We start from the raw sequence: 21,142 nt of genomic DNA, 5'->3' as shown, positions 1-21,142 counted from the left end.
CAGCCCCCGCTGGTCGCGCGGCGGGTGGTCGCCGTCGACGGACGACCAGAAGTCGGTCGTCCGGCCATGCGACCTGCACAGATGTCGGCGCTGGAGGGACTTCGGGTAGTCGTCCGACGGCGCGGAGCGGGAGGGCCGGTCAGCGACGCATCGCGGCGCGGGCCAGCCGGTTGCCGGCGAACTGCGCGACCTGGACCAGCGCGATGATCACGAGCACGGCCGCCCAGGTGACGACCGGCTCGTACTGCCGGTAGCCGTAGGTCAGCGCGAACGCACCGAGCCCGCCGCCGCCGACCACGCCCGCGACCGCGGACATGTCGACGATCGCCACCAGCGCGAACGTGTAGCCCAGGACCAGCGGTCCGAGCGCCTCGGGCAGCAGCACGGTCAGGGTGGTCCGGAGCCGACCGGCGCCCATCGCCCGCGACGCCTCGAGCACGCCGGGGTCGACGGAGACGAGGTTCTGCTCGACGATGCGGCTGATCCCGAAGGTCGCCGCGACCGACAGCGCGAAGATGATCGCCGGGTTGCCGATCCCGGTGCCGACCACGAGCCGCGCGGCGGGCTGGGCGGCGGCGATGAAGATGACGAACGGGATCGGCCGGAAGAAGTTCACCAGCACGTTGAGCACCACGTGCACGACCCGGTTCGGCGCGATGCCGCCGGGCCGGGTCGTGTGCAGCAGCACGCCGAGCAGCAGGCCACCGAGGCCACCGATGAGCAGCGTGGCGGCGACGATGCCGAGGGTCTCGCGGGTGGCGTCCCAGAAGAACGAGTCGAGCTCGACCAGGCGGTCCATCAGGAGGCCTCCCTCGGGGACGCAGGGGTGGTGAGCTCGACCAGCGTGGCGACGTACGCCGTCGCGTCGGCGACCGCTGCGTCGTCGCCGGTGAGGCTGAAGGTGAGGTGGCCGAAGGTGCGGCCGCCGACGTCCTCGACCCCGCCGTGGACGAGCTCGAAGGTGACGCCGCGCTCGATGAACGCCCCGAACACGTCGGCCGGGGTGGCGTCGCCGTCGCGGAACGACAGCGTGACCATCCGGCCGTCGTGGCGCTCGCGGAGGCGCTGGAGCGCCCGGGGCGGCGGGCCCTTCTCGACCAAGGTGCTGACGAAGCGCTGCGTCGCGGGGTGCTGCGGCGCGGCGAAGACGTCGTAGGTGTCACCGAGCTCGACGACCCGGCCGGCCTCCATGACCGCCACCCGGTCGGCCAGCGTGCGCACGACCTCCATCTCGTGGGTGATCAGGACGATCGTGATGCCGAGCTCCTCGTTGACGCGGCGCAGCAGGGCCAGCACCTCGCCGGTGGTCTGCGGGTCGAGCGCGCTGGTCGGCTCGTCGGCCAGCAGGATGCGCGGGTCGGTGGCCAGCGCGCGGGCGATGCCGACGCGCTGCTTCTGGCCGCCGGAGAGCTGCTCGATGTGGGTGTGCGCCTTGTCTGCGAGCCCGACGAAGTGGAGGAGCTCGGAGATCCGCTCCCGGTGCTGGTCCTTGGGGACGCCGGCGACGGTCAGCGGGTAGGCGATGTTGCCCCACACGGTCCGCGAGGCGAACAGGTTGAACTGCTGGAAGATCATCCCGATGTCGCGGCGCACCTCGCGCAGCGCGCGCTCGGAGAGGCTGCTGACCTCGCGGCCGGCGACGGTGACGGTGCCCGCGGTAGGGCGGTCGAGAGCGTTGACCAGCCGCAGCAGGGTCGACTTGCCGGCGCCGGAGTAGCCCACCACCCCCAGGACCTCGCCGGCGCGCACGTCGAGGTCGACGTGGTCGAGCGCGGTGACGGGCGAGCCTTGGCGTGAGCGCGCGGGGAAGACCCGGCTCACGTCCGCGAGGCGGATGAGCGGGTCCCCCGGGGCCGGGGCGCGGGGGGTGGTGGGCATCGAGCGGTCCTCGTCAGTCCTGCTGGGCGCGGGTGTCGGCCTCGACCTGGCGCAGCGACTCCTGCAGCTGCTCGACGGGGGTGTCGAGCATGACCGCGGTGCCGCCGGAGACCTCGCGGACGCCGTCCTGGACGGCCTGGGTCTCCTGGTAGATCTCGACCAGCTCGCGGTACGTCGGGTCGTCGACGTCGTCCGCGCGGACCGCGAAGATGTTGGCGTAGGGCAGCGCCTTCGGGTCGTTCGGGTCGTCCTGGGCGAGCGCGTCGTCGAAGTCCAGGCCGGCCTTCTCCACGAAGTCGTTGTTGACGACGGCGCCCGCGAGGTCCTCCAGCGAGGTGGCGGTCAGGGCGGCGTCGAGCGCCTTCACCTCGACGCGGGAGGCGTCCTCGTCGACGTCGGCGAGGTCGGAGAAGATCGTGCCGCCGGACCTCAGCTCGATGAGGCCGGCCGACTGCAGCAGCACCAGCGCCCGGGCCTGGTTGCTCGCGTCGTTCGGCACCGCGACCGTGGCGCCGTCGGGGATGTCCTCGACGCTGTCGTACTGCTTGGAGTGCAGGCCGAGCGGGTAGATCGCGGTCGCGCCGATCGGCTGCAGGTCCTCGCCCGAGGCGACGTCGTAGTCGGCAAGGAAGACGATGTGCTGGAACTGGTTCATGTCCAGGTCGCCCTCGGCCACGGCCGGGTTGGGCTGGTTGTAGTCGGCGAAGTCCACGACCTCGACGTCGATGCCCTCCTCCGCGGCGGCGTCCTGGAAGTCGGCCCAGTAGGGGTCGCTGGCGCCGACCACGCCGAGCCGCACCGAGCGGCGGTCGGCGGCGGCCTCGTCGTCGCCGCCGGTCAACGCGACGAGCAGGCCGACGACGACGGCGACCGCGACGAGCGCGGCGAGCACGAGCGGCCAGCGGCGGCGCCGGGGCGCCTCGATGAGGGGGGTGGAACCGGTCGAGGGGGTGGTCGACACGCGAGGTCCTTCTGTTCTGTCGGGGGGTCGTTCCGCGCCCGCCGGGTCACGGCAGCGCGAGGGGACTCCCTCTCAACAGGTCCCAGCACCGGACATTCCTGCCCAGGCCCCTCCCCCGGGGTCGGCTCGGTCACACCGGGCACGGACCGACCGCCCAGCGAGTGCGGTCAGCCGGTGCCGCCTGCCCGAAAGGGCGATTGATCCGGCCCTCGAGCAGGGGTAGACCTGACGATCCCTGCACCCACGCGTCCTTCCCGGCCTCTGCACCCGACCGAGGAAGGGTCGTCCGTTCCCCCGCGGACGACTCCCTGCGCGTCGTACCGATCGTGGAGTCCCCACCGATGACCCGACCCCTGCCCGTGGGCCTGCCCTGCCCGCACGTCGCCGACCGGCGACGGCCTCGCCCGCCGAGATGACACCGCGAGGTCCCGGACGCGACCGGACCGTCGTCGTCGGGCGTCAGGCCCTGCTGGTCCAGTGCTGGGAGGTCGTCCTGCTCCGGGCGGGCTACGAGGTCCAGGGCGTCGTCCGGTCCCCGGCGGACCCCCTGCCTTCCCGGTCCACCGTCCTGCGGAGCCGCCCCGGGACCGTCCTGCTGCTCGTCGACCTCGACCGGGAGCTCGAGGACGTCGTCAGCCTCGTGTCCGCGCTCGCGGACACAGGGATCCCCGCGGTCGTGCTGACCAGGTCCTCCCGCGGCGCCCGCTGGGGCCAGTGCCTGCAGCACGGCGCCGGCACGGTCATCGGCTCCCACGAGCCGATGACCGCCGTGCTCGACGCGCTCGACCTGCTGAGCCGCGGCCTGCCGGCCGTCGACCGCGCGGAGCGCGACGCGCTGCTCGAGCTCGCCGGCACGTGGGCGGCCGGCGACCGGCTGCCCTAGGCTGGCGGACGCCCGCTGCGCAGGAACCCGGTGAGAGTCCGGGGCGGTTCCGCCACTGTGACGCGACCTCCGGGTCGCCAGCCAGACACTCGTCGTGGGTCTGATCCCACCGTTCGACGGGGCGAGAACCCCGGAGGAGGACCCGGCCGTGGCCGCCCCTGCACGCATCTGTCTGCTCTCGACGTCCGACACCGACCTGCTGTCCGCGCAGGCGTCGGGCGCCTCCTACACCTGGGCCAACCCGGCCCGGCCGGCCCACCAGGGCATGGCCGCCGCGATCGAGGGCGCCGACCTCGTGGTCGCCCGCGTCCTGGGCGGCCCCCAGGAGCTGTGCAGCGGGTTCCGGCGCATCCGCGGGACCGGCGTGCCGATGGTCGTGCTGGGCGGCGAGCAGCAGCCGAACGCCGAGCTGATGGAGCTGTCCTCGGTGCCCATCGGCGTGGCAGCCGAGGCCCACCGGTACCTCGCCGAGGGCGGGCCGGCGAACCTCGCCCAGCTCCACGCGTTCCTGTCCGACACCGTGCTCCTCACCGGCGAGGGCTTCGAGCCACCCACGCCGCTGCCGGCCTGGGGGCTCGACGCGCGCCCGACCACCGCGACGGGCGGGGCCGAGGCGGCCCTGCCCCGGGTCGGGATCCTCTACTACCGCGCCCACCACAGCAGCGGGAACACCGACTTCGTCCACGCCCTGGCGGACGCCGTCGACGCCACCGGCGTCGCGGTGGGCGTGCCCGTCTTCGCGGGCTCCCTGCGCAGCGCACCGGACGAGCTCTTCGACGTGCTGGCGACCTTCGACGCGCTGGTCGTGACGGTGCTCGCGGCCGGCGGCAGCGTGCCGGCGAGCGCGAGTGCCGGCGGCGACGACGAGGCGTGGGACGTCGAGCGGATCGCCGCCCTCGACATCCCCGTCCTGCAGGGCCTGTGCCTGACCAGCAGCCGGGAGGAGTGGGAGGCCAACGACGACGGCGTGACACCGCTGGACTCCGCGAACCAGGTCGCGATCCCGGAGTTCGACGGCCGGATCATCACCGTCCCGTTCTCCTTCAAGGAGGTCGACGCCGATGGCATCCCCCGCTACGTCGCCGACGCCGAGCGCTGCCGCCGGGTGGCCGGGCTCGCGGTCAACCACGCCCGCCTGCGCCACGTGCCCCACCGGGAGAAGAAGGTGGCGCTGGTGCTCTCGGCGTACCCCACCAAGCACGCACGGATCGGCAACGCCGTCGGCCTGGACACCCCGGTCAGCACGATCCGGCTGCTGCGTCGGCTGCGCGACGCCGGCTACGACCTCGGCGGGCCCGGGGCCGTGCCGGGGCTCGACGAGGCCGACGACACCGTCGCCGGCGACGCCCTCATCCACGCCCTCATCGCCGCGGGCGGCCAGGACGAGGAGTGGCTCACCTCCGGCCAGCTCACCGACGCCCACGTCCGCGTGACGCCCGAGCAGTACGCCGCGTGGACGGCGCACCTGCCGGCTGCGCTGCGCGAGGAGATCGCCGAGGCGTGGGGCGAGGCGCCGGGCAGCCTGTTCGTCAACGACGACGGCGAGGTCGTGCTGGCCACGCTGGTGGCCGGCAACGTCGTGCTGATGATCCAGCCGCCGCGCGGCTTCGGGGAGAACCCGGTCGCGATCTACCACGACCCCGACCTCGCACCCACGCACCACTACCTCGCGGCGTACCGCTGGCTGGAGGCGCCCGAGGCCGAGGGCGGCTTCGGCGCGCACGCGGTGATCCACGTCGGCAAGCACGGCTCGTTGGAGTGGCTGCCGGGCAAGAACGCCGCGCTGTCCGCGGAGTGCGGCACTGACGCGGTGCTGGGTGACCTGCCGTTGCTCTACCCGTTCCTGGTCAACGACCCCGGCGAGGGCGCGCAAGCCAAGCGGCGCGCGCACGCGACGATCGTGGACCACCTGGTGCCGCCGATGGCGCGGGCGGAGTCCTACGGCGACATCGCGCGGCTGGAGCAGCTGCTCGACGAGCACGGCAACATCGCGTCGATGGACCCGGCCAAGCTGCCGGCGATCCGCGGCGAGATCTGGCAGCTGATGAAGGCTGCCGAGCTCCACCGCGATCTCGGTCTCGAGGAGCGGCCCGAGGACGAGGACTTCGACGACTTCCTGCTGCACGTCGACGGCTGGCTGTGCGAGATCAAGGACGTCCAGATCCGCGACGGCCTGCACGTGCTGGGCCAGCCTCCGACCGGTGAGGCGCTGGTGAACCTGGTGCTCGCGATCCTGCGGGCCTCCCAGGTCTGGGGCGGCGTCGGGCACGCCGTGCCCGGCCTGCGCACCGCCCTCGGGCTGGCCGAGGGCTCAAGCACCGCCGAGGTCGACGCCGTCGAGGCACGCGCCCGGGGACTGGTCGAGGCCCTCGCGAACAGCGGCTGGGACCCTGCCGCCGTCGACGAGCTGCACGACGACGCCGACGTCCGGGCGTCGCTGCGCTTCGCTGCCACCGAGGTGGTCCCCCGACTGGCCGCCACGACCGACGAGATGGACGCCCTCCTGCACGCGCTCGACGGCGGGTACGTCGCCGCGGGGCCGTCCGGCTCGCCGCTGCGGGGCCTGGTCAACGTGCTGCCGACCGGCCGCAACTTCTACACCGTCGACCCGCGCGCGGTGCCGTCCCGGCTGGCCTGGCAGACCGGTCAGGCGATGGCCGAGTCGCTGGTGCAGCGCTACGTCGAGGAGACCGGCGAGCACCCGTCCTCGGTGGGCCTGTCGGTGTGGGGCACCAGCGCGATGCGGACCTCAGGCGACGACGTGGCCGAGGTGCTGGCCCTGCTCGGCGTGCGGCCGGTCTGGGACGAGATGTCGCGTCGCGTCACCGAGCTGGCGGTCATCGACCTCGCCGAGCTCGGCCGCCCGCGGATCGACGTGACGGTGCGGATCTCGGGCTTCTTCCGCGACGCGTTCCCGCACGTCGTGGCGATGCTCGACGACGCGGTGCGGCTGGTCGCGGACCTGGACGAGCCCGACGAGCTCAACTTCGTCCGCGCCCACGCCCGCGCCGACCTGGCCGAGCACGGCGACGAGCGCCGGGCCACCACGCGCATCTTCGGCTCCAAGCCGGGCTCCTACGGCGCGGGGATCCTGCAGGTCGTCGAGTCGGGCACCTGGCGCGACGACGCCGACCTCGCGGAGGTCTACACGGCCTGGGGCGGCTTCGCCTACGGCCGCGGCCTCGACGGCGCACCGGCCGCGGACGACATGCGCACGGCGTACCGCCGGATCAAGGTGGCGGCCAAGAACGTCGACTCCAGCGAGCACGACATCGCCGACTCCGACGACTACTTCCAGTACCACGGCGGGATGGTCGCCACCGTGCGTGCGCTCACCGGCACCGACCCCAAGGCCTACGTCGGCGACTCGACCTCCCCCGACGCCGTGCGGACCCGCTCGCTGCAGGAGGAGACCAACCGCGTCTTCCGGGCCCGCGTGGTCAACCCGCGCTGGATCGCGGCGATGCAGCGGCACGGCTACAAAGGGGCGTTCGAGCTGGCCGCGACCGTGGACTACCTCTTCGGGTTCGACGCGACCGCCGGCGTGGTGCACGACTGGATGTACGAGTCGCTCGCTGCCTCCTACGTGCTCGACGAGACCAACCAGGAGTTCCTGCGCCGGTCCAACCCCTGGGCGCTGCGCGGCATCGTCGAGCGGCTGCACGAGGCGGCCGACCGCGGGCTGTGGGCCGACCCCGACGCCGAGACGCTGGCGTCGATGCAGAAGGTCTACCTCGAGGTCGAGGGCGACCTGGAGGACGGCGAGCAGTGACGCACGTGCACGTCGTCGGCCTCGGCATGGGGCCGCAGCACCTGACCGCCGAGGGCGTGGCCGCGCTGGCCGGCTCCGACTACGTCGTCGCGGTCCGCAAGGGCGAGCACGACGAGCTGCTGGAGGTACGCCGCCGGGTGGCCGCCGCGCACGGGCTCGACGTCGCCGAGGTGGTCGATCCCGAGCGCGACCGCGACGACCCGTCGGACTACCCCGGCGCGGTGTCCGCGTGGCACGACGCGCGCGCGGACGCCTGGGGCGAGGTGCTCGCCGCGCGGGGCGGCACCGCGACGTACCTGGTGTGGGGCGACCCGTCGCTCTACGACTCCACGCTGCGGGTGCTCGAGCAGGTGGCCGCACGGCGCGGCGACCTGACCTGGGACGTCGTGCCGGGCATCAGCGCCCCGCAGGTGCTCGCCGCGCGGCACCGGGTCGTGCTCCACGAGGTCGGCCAGCCGGTGCACCTGACCACCGCCCGGCGGCTGGTCGACGACGTCGCCGCCGGTCAGCAGAACCTGCTCGTGATGCTCGGCTCCGCCGCGAGCCTCGACGCGCTCGACGACCTGCCCGACTGGCGGATCTGGTGGGGCGCCAACCTCGGCGGGACCGGCGAGCGGCTGGTCGCCGGCCGGGTCGCCGAGGTCGTCGGGACCGTGCGCGCCGCCCGCGCCGCCGCACGCGAGGAGGCCGGCTGGGTGATGGACTGCTTCCTGCTGCGTGCGCCGCGGTGAGCGGGCTGCTCGTCGCCGGCACCACCTCCGACGCCGGCAAGTCGGTCGTCACCACCGGGTTGTGCCGCGCCCTCGCCCGGCGCGGGGTGTCGGTCGCGCCCTACAAGGCGCAGAACATGTCCAACAACTCGATGGTCTGCCACGACCGCATCGGCGCCCCCGCCGAGATCGGCCGCGCGCAGTGGGTGCAGGCCCGGGCGGCACGGGTCACCCCCGAGCCGGCGATGAACCCGGTGCTGCTGAAGCCGGGGTCGGACCGCCGCAGCCACGTCGTGCTGATGGGCCGGCCCGCCGGCGAGGTGGCGGCGACCGACTTCGCCACCGGTCGGCGCCACCTCGCGGCGGCCGCCCACGCGGCGTACGACGACCTGGCCGGCCGGTTCGACGTCGTCGTCGCCGAGGGCGCTGGCAGCCCGGCGGAGGTCAACCTGCGCGCCAGCGACTACGTCAACCTCGGGCTCGCCCGCCACGCCGACCTGCCGGTCGTCGTGGTCGGCGACATCGACCGAGGCGGGCTCTTCGCCTCGATGCTCGGGACGGTGGCCGTGCTGGAGCCGGCCGACCAGGCACTGGTCGCCGGCTTCGTCGTCAACAAGTTCCGCGGCGACCTCGGGCTGCTGCGCCCGGGCCTGGACCGGCTGGAGGAGCTGACCGGGCGACCGGTGCACGGCGTGCTGCCGTGGCACCCCGACCTGTGGCTCGACTCCGAGGACGCGCTCGACCTGGAGGGGCGGCGGGCCCGGGTCGCGGGCAGTGCCCGCGCGCGGGTGGCGGTGGTCCGGCTCCCCCGGATCAGCAACTACACCGACGTCGACGCGCTGGGCATCGAGCCGGCGCTCGACGTCGTCTTCGTCTCCGACCCCAGGGACCTCGCCGACGCCGACCTGGTCGTCGTGCCCGGCACCCGCGCGACCGTCGCCGACCTCGCCTGGCTCCGCGACCGCGGACTGGACGAGGCCCTGGTGCGGCACGTCCGCGCCGGACGGCCGCTGCTCGGCATCTGCGGCGGCTACCAGCTGCTCGGCACGGAGGTCGCCGACCCCCACGGCGTCGAGGGAGCCCCCGGCACCCGGGTCGCGGGGCTCGGCCTGCTGCCGGTGACCACGACCTTCGCCCCCGACAAGGTGCTGCACCTGCCCTCCGGCGAGGCGCTCGGCGCCCCGGCGGCCGGCTACGAGATCCACCACGGCCGGGTGACGCCCGCCGACGGCGTCGAGGCGTTCCTCGGCGGGGTCCGGGTCGGTCGGGTCGCCGGGACGATGTGGCACGGCGCGCTGGAGGGCGACGCGTTCCGGGCGGCGTACCTCGCCGCGACGCTGGGCCTGCCGCCGTCGGGCACGTCCTTCCCGGCGGCGCGCGAGCACCGGATGGAGCTGCTGGCGGACCTGGTCGAGGAGCACCTCGACGTCGACGCGCTGCTCGCCCTCGCGCGCGACGGCGCGCCGGCAGACCTGCCGACCCTCGAGCTCGGCCTGCGCCGATGAGGGTCCTGCTGCTGGGCGGCACGGCGGAGGCCCGCGAGCTGGCCCGGCTGCTGGTGGACGCCGGTGTCGAGGTCACCTCCTCGCTGGCCGGCCGGGTCGCGCGGCCGCGGTTGCCGGTGGGTCCGGTGCGCATCGGTGGCTTCGGCGGGGTCGCCGGGCTGCGGGCCGCCCTGGCGGCGTACGACGTCGTGGTCGACGCTACGCACCCCTTCGCGCGCGGCATCAGCGCGAACGCCGTCGCGGCCTGCGCCGCGGAGGCGGTGCTGCTCCTGCGACTGGAGCGCCCCGGCTGGGAGCCCGACCCGTCCTGGCACCGCGTCGCCACGCACGGTGAGGCGGCCGCCCGTGCGGCGACGCTGGGCACCCGGCCGTTCCTGACCGTCGGTCGTCAGGAGCTGGCCCGCTTCGTCCCCGACCTCGGCGGGGTGGCCGTGCTGGCCCGGGTCGTCGACCCGCCGGAGATCGACCTCCCGCGGACGTGGCGGCTGCTGTCCAGCCGCGGGCCGTACACGGTGGAGGGAGAGCTCGCCGTCCTGCGCGAGCACGGCGCGGACGTGCTCGTCACCAAGGACTCCGGCGGGTCTCACACCTGGCCGAAGCTGCAGGCCGCTGCCACGCTGGACGTGCCGGTCGTCGTGGTCGCCCGTCCCGCGCGAGACCCGGGGACACCCGTCGTCGATGCGCCGGGTCCGGCTCTGGACTGGGTGCTCCGGCAGGCCCGGACGGTGGTAAGTTCCGGCTGCCGTGGTGCACGGGAAGCCGGTGTGAGACCGGCGCGGCCCTCGCCACTGTGAGCGCGGAGTTCCTCGACCTCACTGACACGCAGGTGTCAGGACCACTGGGCGCGAGCCTGGGAAGGTCGGTCGTCGGACGTCGATGCGCGAGCCAGGAGACCGGCCACGGCGCTTCACCTCCACGAGGGTTCCTGGAAGAGAGCACCACCGATGATTCGTCGTCCCGTCCTGCGTCCGACCCTGCCCGCAGCTTTGCTTGCAGCGGTCGTCTCCACCTCCGGGTTGCTGTCCGGCTGCACCGGGGCACCGGCGGCCGAGAGCGCCCCGCACACGTCCGCCGAGCCACCCGTCACCGTCACCAGCTGCGGCCACGAGGTCACCGTGGCCGAGCCTCCGACCGACGTGGTGACCCTCAACCAGGGCGCCACCGAGGTGGTGCTGGCGCTCGGCCTGGCCGACCAGCTCGCCGGCACCGCCTACCTCGACGACGCCGTCCCCGGGAAGTGGCGGGCGGCGTACGACGCCGTCCCGGTCCTCTCGGCGGAGTACCCCACCAACGAGCAGCTGCTGGCCGCCCGCCCCGACTTCGTCTACGCCTCCTACGCGAGCGCCTTCGAGCCGGCCGTGGCCGGGACGCAGGAGGACCTGGCCGCCGCCGGCGTCGGCGCCTACCTCTCCCCGTTCGGCTGCCCCGAGGCCGAGGACCGGCCGGGGGCGTCGTTCGAGGCCGTCTGGGACGAGGTCGCGGACGTCGCGACCGCCCTGGGCCACCCGGAGGCGGCCGAGCGGCTGAGGGACCAGCAGGGAGAGCAGCTCGCCGACCTGCGCTCCGCGGCGGCCGGCGAGGGTCTCGACGTCCTGTGGTGGGACGGCGGCACCAAGTCGCCGAACGTCGGCGCCGGCGACGGCGGCCCGCAGCTGGTCCTCGACGCGGTGGGCGCGACCAACGTCTTCGCCGACCTGCCCGGCTCCTGGGCCGAGGGGAGCTGGGAGGACGTGCTGTCCGCGGACCCGGACGTCATCGTCCTGGTCGACGCCGCGTGGGACCCGGCCGCGGACAAGCGGGCCTACCTCGAGTCCGACCCGGTCCTCCAGGGGCTCACCGCGGTCCGCGAGCAGCGCTACGCGGTGGTGCCGTTCTCCGCCTCGACCGCGGGCGTGCGGCTGGTCGACGGAGCCGCCGCGCTGGCGGCGCAGCTCGACGAGCTCGGGCTGGATGGGTGAGCCCCTGGGGTGCCCGCGGCCGGACCGGTCGCGGGCTCCTCGCGCTCGGTGCGCTCGCGGTCCTGCTCGGCAGCTGCGCGGTCGCGCTGGGCGTCGGCTCGGTCGACGTGCCGGTGGCCCGCGTGCTGGCGGTGGTGGCACGCCGCGCCGGCGCGGGTGACCTCGACGTGACCCTGCTGGAGGACCAGCTGGTCTGGCAGCTGCGCCTGCCCCGGGTGCTCGGCGCGGTCGCGGTGGGGGCCGTGCTCGCGGCCTGCGGCGCCGTGCTGCAGTCGCTGACACGCAACGACCTGGCAGACCCGTTCCTGCTGGGCGTCTCCAGCGGTGCCGGCGTCGGCGCGGTCAGCGTGATCGTGCTGGGCGTGGGGGTCGGCGGTCTCGCCGCCGGCGCCGTGCTCCCGGCCGCCGCCTTCGCGGGCGCGCTCGCCGCGCTCGCCGCCGTGCTGCTGGTCGCCTCGGCCGGCGGCGGGGCGCTCCGCCCCCACCGCACCGTCCTGGCCGGCGTCGCGGTCGCGCACCTGTGCGGGGCCTACACGTCGGTGGTGGTGATCATGCACGGGCAGGGCGACGCCGCCCGCCGGGTGCTCGCCTGGACGCTGGGCTCGCTCGCGGGCCTGCGGTGGGGCAGCGCGCTGGTGCTCCTCGCCGCCGCGGTGGTCGCCCTGGTGTGGTTCCTGGCCTACGCCGAGCGGCTCGATGCGTTCGCGTTCGGGGAGACCTCGGCCCGCTCGCTCGGCGTCCCCGTGACCGCGACCCGCTGGGTGCTGATGGTGGGCACCGCGCTCGTCACGGCCACGACGGTCGCGTACGCCGGGGCGATCGGCTTCGTCGGGCTCGTCGTGCCGCACCTGGTCCGGCCGCTGGTCGGCTCGCGGCACCGCGTCCTGCTGCCCGCCTCGGCCGTCGCGGGTGCCGTGCTGCTCGTCTGGGCCGACACCGCCGCGCGGTCCCTCGTCGAGGGCCAGGAGGTGCCGATCGGCGCCCTGACCGCGCTCATCGGCGTCCCGGTCCTGGTCTGGCTGATGGCGAGGAGGGTCGCCGCATGAGCCACCGCACGCACTGCGTCCACCGGGGCGGCCACGGCGACCTGCCCGAGCTCACCGCCGCCGGCGTGACCGTCCGGCTCGGCGACCGCACCGTGCTCGACTCGGTCGACCTGCGGGCCGCCGGCGGGCGGGTGACCGGCCTGCTCGGGCCCAACGGCTCGGGCAAGACCACGCTGCTGCACGTGCTGGCCGGCCTGCGCCGCCCCGACGCCGGAGAGGTCCAGGTCGGCGGCGCCGACCTGCGCTCGCTGCCGGACCGCCGCCGGGCCCGCACCCTCGCCCTCGTCGAGCAGCACGCCGCGACCACGGTGGACCTCACCGTCCGCGAGGTCGTCACGCTCGGCCGGCTCCCCCACCGCGGCCGGCTCGGGGGTGCCGCGCGCGACACCCGCGGCGCGGAGGTCGTCGAGGACGTGCTCGCGATGGTCGGGCTGGCCCCGCTCGCGGAGCGGCCCTGGGGCACGCTCTCGGGAGGCGAGCGGCAGCGGGCGCACCTCGGGCGGACGCTCGCGCAGGAGCCGGAGGTGCTGCTGCTCGACGAGCCCACCAACCACCTCGACCTGGGCCAGCAGCTGCGCTTCCTCTCGCTGGTCCGCGAGCTCGGCCTGACGGCGGTCGCGGCGCTGCACGACCTGGAGCTGGCCGCGGCGTACTGCGACGACGTCGTGGTGCTCGACGCGGGCCGGGTCCGTGGCGCCGGTCCGGTCGACGCCGCCCTCACCGCCCGGTTGCTCGCCGAGGTGTACGGCGTCGAGGCGTCCTTGGCGCCGCACCCCCGCCTGGCCCGGCCGCACCTGGTCTGGGACGGCCCCCGCGGGGAGGGGACGGCATGACCGCCCACGTCCTCGTCGGGACGACCCCGGCCGACCCGGCCGACGAGCCGCGGGCTCAGTCGCCGGTGCGCCCGTCGATGGCCTCGCGCAGCAAGTCCGCGTGGCCGTTGTGCCGCGCGTACTCCTCGATCATGTGGATCAGGAGCCAGCGCATCGAGACCGGCTCCTCCGGATCGGCGCCGACCCGCGCGAGCCCCTGCTCGCCGGCGGCCGCGTCGGCGACGATGCCGTCCGAGACGGCGACCGCCTCGTCGAACCACGTCCACAGCTGGTCGGTCGCGAACTCCTGGGCGTGCGTCCAGGCCCAGTCCGGGTCGTCCAGGTCGGCGACCGGGAGCCACCCCGGCATGACGACGCCCCCGGCGTAGCTGAGGTTGAACCAGCCGGCCTCGACCATCGTCAGGTGCAGCACCAGCCCGGCCAGCGTCATCGAGCTGGGCGGGAACGGGCGGCGCAGCTCCTCCTCGGTCAGGCCCGAGCACTTCCAGCGCAGCGTGTCGCGCTGGTGGTCCAGGGCCCCCTGGAGGGTCGCCAGCTCGGAACCGTCGACCGGTGCGACCCGCCGCGACTCCGCCTCCACTGCGCTCTCCTCTCCCAGGGTGCCGGTCACCCTAGACCCGCGAGCCGAGCGCAGCCAGGCCCCCGGCGCCCAGCGCGGCCAGCCCGCCGACGCGCCGCGCGAGGGTGGTGGCGCGGAGGACGTCGTCCGGCTCGACGGCGCGCCCACGACCCATCGTCGGCCGCACCTCCACCCGGTCGCCGTAGGTGTTGGTGCCGCCGAGCGTGACGCCGAGCGCGCCGGCGAAGGTGGCCTCCACGACACCGGCGTTGGGGCTGGGGTGCGCCGCCGCGTCCCGCCGCCACGCCGACCACGCGGCGCCGGCCCGTGCCGGTCCGGCAGCGAGGACGCAGAGCCCGGCCCAGCGCGACCCGGGCAGTCCCAGCAGGTCGTCGAGGCGGGCCGAGGCCCAGCCGAACCGCCCGTAGCGCGCGCCGCGGTGGCCCACCATCGCGTCCAGGGTGTTGGCGGCGCGGTGCGCGAGCAGGGCGGGTACGCCGCCGACGGCTCCCCACACCAGCGGGGCCGTGACCGCGTCGGAGGTGTTCTCCGCGACCGACTCGACCACCGCGCGGGCGACCTCGGCCGCGGACAGGGCGGTGGGGTCGCGGCCGACGAGGTGGGTCAGCCGGACTCGCGCGCCCGGCAGGTCGCCCGCTGCGAGCAGCGCGTGGACGGCGAGCGCCTCCCGCTCCAGGCTCCGCCCGCCGAGCACGGTCCACGTCGCGGCGGCGGTGGCGAGCGCGTGCACCGCCGGGCGGCCGCGGGTCGCCCGCTCGAGGAGGACGCCGAGGCCCAAGCAGCCGCCGACCACCAGGCCGGCGTGGACGGCGCCGGGCAGCCGCGCGTCGGCGTACAGCGCCCGCTCGGAGAGCGCCGCCGCCCGGCCGAGGCCGGCGACGGGGTGCCACCGGTGCGGGTCGCCGAGCAGCCGGTCCGCGGCGAAGCCGAGCAGCAGCCCGACGGCGCGGGAGCCGCGACCGGCCGACGACCGGGCGGCCTCAGGCCGGGACCCGGCCACGGTCGAGCACCTCGTCCAGCGCGTCGAGCAGCACCGCGGTGGTGGCGGGCGGGCGCACGGCGATCCGCGCCCAGGAGCCGTCGAGCCCTGGGAAGGTGTCGGCGCGGCGCACGGCCACGCCCTGCTCGCGCAGCGCCTCCCGCGTGCCCTCCCCGAGGCGGGCCAGCACGAAGGAGGCCTGCGAGGCGACCGCCTCGACGGCCCGCTCGGCGAGGCCGGCGAGCAGCACCGCGCGCCAGGCCGCGATCCGCTCGGCCCGGCGGGTCGCCTCGGCGGCGGCGGCCGGGCCGGTGCAGGCCAGGGCGGCGTGGACCGCCGGCGTCGAGACCGACCACGGCACCTGGCGGGCGGCGAGGCCGGCGATGCTGCGCTCGCTGCCGACGACGTACCCCACCCGGATCCCCGGCACCGACCAGTGCTTGGTCAGGCTGCGCACGACGAGCAGCCCGCGGCGCCGGTCGCGCACGAGGGACTCGCCCTCGCCGGCGACGGTGTCCATGAACGCCTCGTCGACGAGCACGACCCGTTTGGGCCGGCGCAGCCGCAGGACGTCGGCGGCCGGGTGCAGGACGCCGGTGGGGTTGGTCGGGTTGCCGAGGACGACGAGGTCGGCGTCGTCGGGGACGGCGTCCGGGTCGAGCCGGTAGCCGTCCTCGGCGCGGCAGTGCACCACGGTCACCTGGTGGCCGGCCCGCTCGAGGGCGGCGTGCGGCTCGGTGAACTGCGGGTGCACGACGACGACGTGGCGCCACTGCTTCCACCGGGCGACGAGCTCGAAGGCCTCGGCGGCGCCGGCGGTCACCAGCACCTCGTCGGGCCGGCGCCCGTGCAGCGCGGCGATGGCGGCGCGGGCAGGGGCGGGGTCGGGGTAGCTCGTGGACGCGCGGACCCCCTCCGCGAGGGCCTGCTCCAGCCAGGCCGGTCGCCGTTCGGCGTGGACGTTGACGGCGAGGTCCAGCAGCCCGGGGCCGACCTCGCGGTCGCCGTGGTGGAGCAGCGGCTGGGCGAGCGGGTCGACGGCCGGCGCCTCGGGCGTCGCCACCACGGGAAGGGGCGCGGTCGCGGCCGGTGCGGGGGCCGCGGCGGCGGCCGCCTCGGCGAACCGCTGCGCGAGCGGGGGGTGGCCGGCCCAGTGCAGGTGCAGGTACGACGCGTGCAGGGTCGGCGAGGCGACGCCGATGAGCTCGCGGTCGACCTCCCAGGCCGGCGTCCACCCACGGGCGGCGCGGCGCAGCGCGGTGCGGTGGAACTCGTGGCCCCGCACCTCCTCCCCCGCCCGGGCCAGCAGGTTGTCCCCGGCCGCGCGGGCGACCGGGTAGCGCAGCACCAGCCGCTCGGACATGGCCGCGTCGGTGCCGATCACGCCGGCCATCGGGGTGTCGTCGAGGGAGTCGAGCAGGTAGAGCATCCCGGCGCACTCGGCGACCGTCGGCAGCCCGCCGCGCACCGCGTCACGCACCTGCGCCAGCAGCGGCGTGTTGTCGGCGAGCCGACGCGCGTGCACCTCGGGGAACCCGCCGCCGAGCAGGAGCGCCCGGGTGCCCTCGGGGAGGGCGGGGTCGACCAGTGGGTCGAACCGCGCGACCCGGCACCCCGCGGCCGTGAGCAGCTCCTCGGTCTCGGCGTAGGCGAAGGTGAACGCGGCGCCCGCCGCCACCGCCACGACCGGCTCGCCCGCCACCGCGATGACCTCGCGCGCCGGGTCCCACGGCGTCGCGCCGAGGTCGGGAGCGGCGCGGGCCACCTCGAGCACCGCGTCCAGGTCGACGTGGCGCGCGACGTGATCGCCGAGGCGGGCGACCAGGTCCGCGGCCTCGTCCCGCTCGGCGGCCGGCACCAGGCCGAGGTGGCGCGAGGGGGTCAGCAGCGACTCCTCCCGCGGCACGACGCCGAGCACGGGCAGGTGCAGCGAGCGGCGTACCTCCTCGACGTTGCGGGGCGAGCCGGCCCGGTTGAGGACGACGCCGACCACCTCCACGGCCGGGTCGTACGCCGCCATGCCGGCTACCAGCGCGCCGACCGACCGCGACATCCGCGCGATGTCGACGACGAGCACGACCGGGGCGCGGGTGAGGGCGGCGACGTGCGCCGTGGACGCGAAGCCGTCGGTGCCGAGCCGTCCGTCGTGCAGGCCCATGACGCCCTCGACGACCGCGACGTCCGCGCCGCGGGCACCGTGGAGCAGCAGCGGGGCGATGCGCTCCTCGCCCACCAGGTGGGGGTCGAGGTTGCGCCCGGGGCGCCCGGTGGCGAGGGCGTGGTAGCCGGGGTCGATGTAGTCGGGTCCGACCTTGTGCCCGGAGACCTCGAGCCCGCGGGCGCGGAGCGCGGCCATCAGTCCGGTGGCGATGGTGGTCTTGCCCTGGCCGGTGCCGGGGGCGGCGACGACCACGCGCGGGAGGGCGGTCGCGGGCGGGGTCACCACTCGATCCCCCGCTGGCCCTTCTGGCCGACGTCCATGGGGTGCTTGACCTTGGTCATCTCGGTGACCAGGTCGGCGACCTCGAGCAGCTCGGGGGCGGCGCGGCGGCCGGTGACGACGACGTGCTGGCGACCCGGGCGGTCGCGCAGCGTGGTGACCACGTCGTCGAGGTCGACCCAGCCCCAGGCGATCGGGTAGGTGAACTCGTCGAGGACGTAGAGGTCGTGCGCCCCCGCGGCGAGCCGGCGCTTGATCTCGGCCCAGCCCTCGGCGGCGGCGCGGGCGTGGTCCTCGGCGTCGCCCTGTTTCCTGGTCCACGACCAGCCGGCGCCCATCTTGTGCCACTCGACGGGGCCGCCCTCGCCGGTCTGCTCGTGCAGGTCGCCGAGGCGCTCGAGCACGGTCTGCTCGCCGATGCGCCACTTGGCGGACTTCACGAACTGGAAGACACCGACCCGCCAGCCCTGGTTCCACCCGCGGATCGCGAGGCCGAACGCGGCGGTCGACTTCCCTTTGCCGTCGCCGGTGTGGACCATCAGCAGCGGCCGGTTGCGGCGCTGGCGGGTGGTCAGCCCGTCGTCGGGGACGGTGAGCGGCTGTCCCTGGGGCATCAGCGGATCTCCTCGAGCTGTCGGGTGGTCGCGAAGGCGGCGACCTCGCCGATGACGGTGACGGCGGGCGGACCGATGCCGGCCGCGGCGTCGGCGACGGTGGCGAGCGTCGCGACGCGCACCTCCTGGTCGGGGTGGCCGCCGCGGGCGACGACCGCCGCCGGCGTGCGTCCGGGCACGCCGTGAGTGAGCAGCTCGCCCGCGATCGCGGCGAGGTTCGCGACGCCCATGAGCACCACGAGCGTGGTGCCGGAGCGCGCCAGCGCGGTGTAGTCGAGCGTGCAGGTCGGGTGCCCCGGCGGCACGTGGCCGGAGATGACGCTGAAGCCGTGCACGACGCCGCGGTGGGTGACCGGGATGCCGGCGAGCGCGGGCACGGCGACGGCGGAGCTGACCCCCGGCAGGACCCGGGTGTCGACGCCGGCCTCGGCGCAGGCGAGCACCTCCTCCATGCCGCGGCCGAAGACGAACCCGTCGCCGCCCTTGAGCCGGACGACGCGCCGCCCGGCCCGCGCGTGGGTCACCAGCAGCTCGTTGATCCGCTCCTGCGGGGTGGTCCGCCCGCGCGGCAGCTTGGCGACGTCGAGCACCTCGGCGTCGGGCCGGGCCCAGGCGAGTGCCTCCTGCGGGGCGAGGTGGTCGACGAGCAGCACGTCGGCCTGCTCGACCGCGGCACGGCCGGCGACGGTCATCAGCCCGGCGTCGCCGGGTCCGCCCGCGACCAGCGTGACGGTGCCTGGCCGCAGGGGTGCGAGCGTGCCCATCAGGCGACGCGCCCCGGGGACCGGCCCGCCGACCGGCTGCTGACGACGTCGACGAGGCCGTCGGCGCTGACCTGCTCCATCGGCACGTGCTCGGCGCGCAGGTGGCCGGCGAGCGTGCGCCCCAGCCCCAGCCGCATCGGCCCCTGCTCGCAGTCGACGACGACCGCCGGCGTCCCGCGGGCGGCGAGGTGCGCCGCGGCCAGGCGGGAGCGCTCGACGGCGTCCGCGCCGGCGGTGGCGCGGCCGTCGGTGACCAGCACCAGCAGGGGCCGCAGGCGCGGGTCGCGCAGGTGCTCGCGGCGCAGCACCCGGTCGGCCTCGAGCAGGCCCTCGGCGAGCGGCGTCCGCCCGCCGGACGGCAGGTCGCCCAGCAGCGCGGCGGCCACCTCGACCGAGCCGGTCGGGGGCAGCAGCAGCTGCGCCTCCCGGCCACGGAACCCGACCATCGCGACCTTGTCGCGGCGCCGGTAGGCGTCGGTCAGCAGCGACAGCACGGCCGCCTTGACCTGGCTCATCCGGCGGCGGGCCGCCATCGACCCGGAGGCGTCGACGCAGAAGAGCAGCAGGTTCGCCTCGCGTCCCTCGCGGACGGCGGTCCGCAGGTCGGTCGGCCGCAGCCGGACCCGACCGCCGGTCGTGCCGCTGCGCTCCCGGGCCGACCGCTCGGCGGCCGCGCGGATCGTCTCGACCAGGTGCAGGGAGCCGTGACCCGTCCCGGCGCCGACGCGCCGGCCGCTCGCACCGCGGGCGCGGCTCCGGCGACCCGGGGTCCCCTCGCCGAGGCCGTCCACGGTCAGCAACCGGGGGCGGTACGCCGCGCCGGCCCGCGCGGCCGCCTGGTCGCCGCCGCTGCCGCTCGGCGCGGGCCGGGCCTGCGGGGCGGGCTGGTCCTCGGGCTCGGGCTCAGCGGCCTGGTCCTCGTGGCTCGGGCTGTCGGGGCCGTCCGTCTCCGGGGCCTCCCCCTGCGGGTCGTCGCCGCCTCCGGGCGGGTCGGGCTGCGGGTCGGGGTCGGGGTCCGGCTCGGGGTCCGGCTCGGGCAGCTCCTCGTCGCCGAGGATCCGGTCGAGCAGGTCCTCGTCGAGGCCGGGCGCGTCGAAGGGGTTGCGCCGGCGCCGGTGCGGCAGCGCCAGCAGCGCGGCGGCCCGGACGTCGGCCAGCGTCACCCGCTCGCGACCGACCCAGGCGGCGTGGGCGGCGGCGGTGCGGGTGGTGACGATGTCGGCGCGCAGGCCGTCGACCTCGAAAGCCGCGCACACCTCCGCGACCTTGAGCAGGGCGGCGTCGGTGACCACGACCGAGCCGACCCGCGAGCGGGCGTCGGCGATGCGCCGGGTCAGGTCGGCCTGCCGGGCGGCGTACTGCTCGACGAAGGCCTCGGGGTCGGCGTCGAAGGCGAGCCGGCGGCGCACCACCTCGACCCGGAGGGCCGGGTCGCGCGGAGCGGCCACCTCGACGGTCAGGCCGAACCGGTCGAGCAGCTGCGGGCGGAGCTCGCCCTCCTCGGGGTTCATCGTCCCGATGAGGACGAAGCGAGCCGCGTGGTGCAGCGAGATCCCGTCCCGCTCGACGCTCACGCTGCCGGTGGCGGCGGCGTCGAGGAGCAGGTCGACGAGGTGGTCGTGGAGCAAATTGACCTCGTCGACGTAGAGCACGCCGCGGTGCGCTCGCGCCAGCAGGCCGGGCTCGACCTCGACGGCGCCGGAGGTCAGCGCCTTCTCGAGCTGGATGGAGCCGAGCAGGCGGTCCTCGGTGGCGCCGACGGGCAGCTCGACGAGACGCGCGGGCCGGCGCACGCGCGCCCTGGCCTCGAACGGTCCGTCCGGCGAGGTCGCGGCGGGGTCCCGCGGGTCGGCGGAGAACCGGTCGCCCTCGTGCACCTCGACCTCCGGCAGCACCTCGGCGAGACCGCGCACGGCGGTGGACTTCGCGGTGCCCTTCTCGCCGCGCACGAGCACCCCGCCGATGGCCGGGTCGATCGCGGTCAGGACCAGCGCGAGCCCCATGGGCTCCAGGTGCACCCGCCGTTCGAGCAGCGAGCCCTGGCGAGCGTCGTCGAGACCACCCCGCTGGTCGAGCAGCGAGCCCTGGCGAGCGTCGTCGAGACCACCCCGCTGGTCGAGCAGCGAGCCCTGGCGAGCGTCGTCGAGACCCGGTGACGTGCCCACCAGCTCGTAGCAACCGACAACGGCAGAAAAGGGGTACGTCGTTGGCACGTGAGG

At 75.8% G+C, this 21,142-nt stretch carries 17 protein-coding genes, 1 pseudogene and 2 riboswitches; of the genes and pseudogenes, 9 read left to right on the top strand and 9 right to left on the bottom strand.

Translation table 11 applies throughout. The features are described 5' to 3' along the window. Window positions 1-139: 139 nt before the first annotated feature. Genes QWY29_RS08980 through QWY29_RS08970 form a run of 3 tightly spaced genes read right to left on the bottom strand, consistent with a single transcriptional unit; the run spans window position 140 to window position 2,839 of the window. The gene (locus QWY29_RS08980; protein ID WP_300960371.1) at window positions 140-799 is read right to left on the bottom strand and encodes a methionine ABC transporter permease; all 660 of its coding nucleotides are present in this window, start codon (window positions 797-799) and stop codon (window positions 140-142) included. Further along, window positions 799-1,878, bottom strand: coding sequence for a methionine ABC transporter ATP-binding protein (locus tag QWY29_RS08975; protein WP_300960370.1), 1,080 nt, complete (start codon window positions 1,876-1,878; stop codon window positions 799-801). Before QWY29_RS08975 ends, QWY29_RS08980 begins: the two co-directional genes overlap by 1 nt. A 13-nt stretch (window positions 1,879-1,891) precedes the next feature. Next, window positions 1,892-2,839: a MetQ/NlpA family ABC transporter substrate-binding protein gene (locus QWY29_RS08970; RefSeq protein ID WP_300960369.1), complete on the bottom strand. Its 948-nt coding sequence runs from the start codon at window positions 2,837-2,839 to the stop codon at window positions 1,892-1,894. Between the two features lie 412 nt (window positions 2,840-3,251). Here QWY29_RS08970 and QWY29_RS08965 point away from each other — a divergent pair, with 412 nt between their 5' ends. The 8 genes and pseudogenes from QWY29_RS08965 (at window position 3,252) to QWY29_RS08930 (ending at window position 13,546) form a co-directional block, all read left to right on the top strand. Next, complete coding sequence (locus QWY29_RS08965) at window positions 3,252-3,722, top strand: hypothetical protein (RefSeq protein ID WP_300960368.1); 471 nt, start codon at window positions 3,252-3,254, stop codon at window positions 3,720-3,722. A 22-nt stretch (window positions 3,723-3,744) separates the two neighbouring features. Further along, window positions 3,745-3,811, top strand: a riboswitch (cobalamin riboswitch). A 59-nt stretch (window positions 3,812-3,870) separates the two neighbouring features. After that, window positions 3,871-7,494: a cobaltochelatase subunit CobN gene (gene cobN / locus QWY29_RS08960; RefSeq protein WP_300960367.1), complete on the top strand. Its 3,624-nt coding sequence runs from the start codon at window positions 3,871-3,873 to the stop codon at window positions 7,492-7,494. After that, entirely contained in the window at window positions 7,491-8,225 is a 735-nt protein-coding gene (gene cobF / locus QWY29_RS08955) for a precorrin-6A synthase (deacetylating) (protein WP_300960366.1), read from the top strand. Before cobN ends, cobF begins: the two co-directional genes overlap by 4 nt. Then, window positions 8,222-9,709 carry a cobyric acid synthase gene (locus QWY29_RS08950; RefSeq protein ID WP_300960365.1) on the top strand — a complete coding sequence of 496 codons (1,488 nt, stop codon included), beginning with the start codon at window positions 8,222-8,224 and terminating at the stop codon, window positions 9,707-9,709. The genes cobF and QWY29_RS08950 overlap by 4 nt, the downstream gene beginning before the upstream one ends. Continuing rightward, a pseudogene (locus QWY29_RS08945) lies at window positions 9,706-10,368 on the top strand (cobalt-precorrin-6A reductase); the annotation flags it as partial. The gene QWY29_RS08950 and the pseudogene QWY29_RS08945, both read left to right, overlap by 4 nt. Window positions 10,369-10,437: 69 nt before the next feature. Next, a riboswitch (cobalamin riboswitch) is annotated at window positions 10,438-10,625 on the top strand. Between the two features lie 199 nt (window positions 10,626-10,824). Beyond that, window positions 10,825-11,667: an ABC transporter substrate-binding protein gene (locus QWY29_RS08940; RefSeq protein ID WP_300960364.1), complete on the top strand. Its 843-nt coding sequence runs from the start codon at window positions 10,825-10,827 to the stop codon at window positions 11,665-11,667. Further along, window positions 11,664-12,713 (top strand): FecCD family ABC transporter permease, encoded by a 1,050-nt coding sequence (locus tag QWY29_RS08935; protein ID WP_300960363.1) that lies wholly within the window; start codon window positions 11,664-11,666, stop codon window positions 12,711-12,713. Before QWY29_RS08940 ends, QWY29_RS08935 begins: the two co-directional genes overlap by 4 nt. Then, on the top strand, window positions 12,710-13,546 hold the full coding sequence (locus tag QWY29_RS08930) for an ABC transporter ATP-binding protein (RefSeq protein ID WP_300960362.1): 837 nt from the start codon (window positions 12,710-12,712) through the stop codon (window positions 13,544-13,546). Before QWY29_RS08935 ends, QWY29_RS08930 begins: the two co-directional genes overlap by 4 nt. A 55-nt stretch (window positions 13,547-13,601) precedes the next feature. Here QWY29_RS08930 and QWY29_RS08925 read toward each other — a convergent pair whose 3' ends face one another. From QWY29_RS08925 to QWY29_RS08900, 6 genes are read right to left on the bottom strand one after another with little or no spacing between them, the layout of a single operon-like run. Beyond that, entirely contained in the window at window positions 13,602-14,126 is a 525-nt protein-coding gene (locus QWY29_RS08925; protein WP_300960361.1) for a DinB family protein, read from the bottom strand. A gap of 31 nt (window positions 14,127-14,157) precedes the next feature. Continuing rightward, the gene (locus tag QWY29_RS08920) at window positions 14,158-15,126 is read right to left on the bottom strand and encodes a cobalamin biosynthesis protein (RefSeq protein WP_300960360.1); all 969 of its coding nucleotides are present in this window, start codon (window positions 15,124-15,126) and stop codon (window positions 14,158-14,160) included. Beyond that, the gene (gene cobBC / locus QWY29_RS08915) at window positions 15,107-17,551 is read right to left on the bottom strand and encodes a bifunctional hydrogenobyrinic acid a,c-diamide synthase/histidinol phosphate aminotransferase CobBC (RefSeq protein WP_300960359.1); all 2,445 of its coding nucleotides are present in this window, start codon (window positions 17,549-17,551) and stop codon (window positions 15,107-15,109) included. The genes QWY29_RS08920 and cobBC overlap by 20 nt, the downstream gene beginning before the upstream one ends. Then, window positions 17,545-18,159 carry a cob(I)yrinic acid a,c-diamide adenosyltransferase gene (cobO, locus tag QWY29_RS08910; protein ID WP_300960358.1) on the bottom strand — a complete coding sequence of 205 codons (615 nt, stop codon included), beginning with the start codon at window positions 18,157-18,159 and terminating at the stop codon, window positions 17,545-17,547. The genes cobBC and cobO overlap by 7 nt, the downstream gene beginning before the upstream one ends. Then, window positions 18,159-18,923, bottom strand: a complete 765-nt coding sequence (cobA, locus tag QWY29_RS08905; protein WP_300960357.1) for a uroporphyrinogen-III C-methyltransferase — start codon at window positions 18,921-18,923, stop codon at window positions 18,159-18,161. Before cobA ends, cobO begins: the two co-directional genes overlap by 1 nt. After that, a complete protein-coding gene (locus tag QWY29_RS08900) occupies window positions 18,923-20,941 on the bottom strand; it encodes a VWA domain-containing protein (protein WP_300960356.1) in 2,019 nt (672 codons plus the stop codon). The genes cobA and QWY29_RS08900 overlap by 1 nt, the downstream gene beginning before the upstream one ends. On the opposite strand from QWY29_RS08900, the gene QWY29_RS08895 reads away from it, so the two are divergent. Beyond that, a complete protein-coding gene (locus tag QWY29_RS08895) occupies window positions 20,936-21,079 on the top strand; it encodes a hypothetical protein (RefSeq protein ID WP_300960355.1) in 144 nt (47 codons plus the stop codon). The two genes, QWY29_RS08900 and QWY29_RS08895, sit on opposite strands and share 6 nt — an antisense overlap. Window positions 21,080-21,142 lie beyond the last annotated feature (63 nt).

Source organism: Nocardioides abyssi (genome assembly GCF_030412915.1).
Lineage (GTDB): Bacteria > Actinomycetota > Actinomycetes > Propionibacteriales > Nocardioidaceae > Nocardioides > Nocardioides abyssi.
This window is presented reverse-complemented; position numbering and strand designations above follow the sequence as displayed.

Bases quoted from the DNA above. Each gene is read 5' to 3' on its own strand.
- QWY29_RS08980 (WP_300960371.1), bottom strand. From the start codon at position 799: ATGGACCGCCTGGTCGAGCTCGACTCGTTCTTCTGGGACGCCACCCGC.
- QWY29_RS08975 (WP_300960370.1), bottom strand. From the start codon at position 1,878: ATGCCCACCACCCCCCGCGCCCCGGCCCCGGGGGACCCGCTCATCCGC.
- QWY29_RS08965 (WP_300960368.1), top strand. From the start codon at position 3,252: ATGACACCGCGAGGTCCCGGACGCGACCGGACCGTCGTCGTCGGGCGT.
- QWY29_RS08930 (WP_300960362.1), top strand. From the start codon at position 12,710: ATGAGCCACCGCACGCACTGCGTCCACCGGGGCGGCCACGGCGACCTG.
- cobO (WP_300960358.1), bottom strand. From the start codon at position 18,159: ATGCCCCAGGGACAGCCGCTCACCGTCCCCGACGACGGGCTGACCACC.
- cobA (WP_300960357.1), bottom strand. From the start codon at position 18,923: ATGGGCACGCTCGCACCCCTGCGGCCAGGCACCGTCACGCTGGTCGCG.